This window comes from Frankia sp. CeCAU1, from assembly GCF_977971845.1.
Window position 1 is genome coordinate 1,035 of sequence record NZ_CDWWXA010000145.1, and the last position, 622, is coordinate 1,656.

The 622-nt window shown below is 72.5% G+C and carries 1 protein-coding gene; it reads right to left on the reverse strand.

Annotated features, from left to right (window positions below; all coding sequences use genetic code 11):
* Positions 1–49: 49 nt before the first annotated feature.
* On the reverse strand, positions 50–622 hold a 573-nt coding region (locus AC08OO_RS19715; protein ID WP_476618869.1), incomplete at its 5' end, for a GntR family transcriptional regulator.

The window sequence follows — 622 nt, forward strand, 5'->3', positions numbered from 1 at the left end:
CGGTCAGCCACGCCCGCAACCGACCCAGCCCACACCGGAAATCCTCACCTCAGAGGGCGGCTGGTCGGTTTTCCGCGCTGGCGGGTGCGGTGGGCCAGGCGGCGGTGTCATCGCGGATGATCGGCTGGCCGGTGACCTCGAAGCGGTGTCCGTCGAGGTAGGTGATCGTGACTTCGACGGGGCGTCCGCTGGTGCCGCTGATCGAGATGCGGGTGAGGACGAGCAGCGGGGTGCCGCGGGAGACGCCGAGGTCGCGGGCCTGCTCGGGGGTAGCCGCGGCGGCGCCGACGCGGGGGTGCCAGGTGAGGGGGCCGTGGCCGAAGTCGTGTTCGAGCCGCTCGTAGATACCTCCGGGTCCGGTGGAGGCGGCTTCGAGGATGGTGCCGCGGGCGAGCGCGGCGGGAAGGTAGGAGTCGGCGATCTGGACCGGGTGGCCGTCGGGGCCGACGATCCGGTGGCGTTCCAGCACATCGCTACCGATGGGGACGTCGAGGAGGCGGGCGATGTGTGGGGGCGCGGGCAGCCAGCGGCGGGTGGGTGGCGCAGTGGGTCGCCAGTGGCCGGCGGCGGCGTTGAAGATGTAGCCGAGTTCGTTGCGGCGTCCTGACCGAAGCCCTCGGCC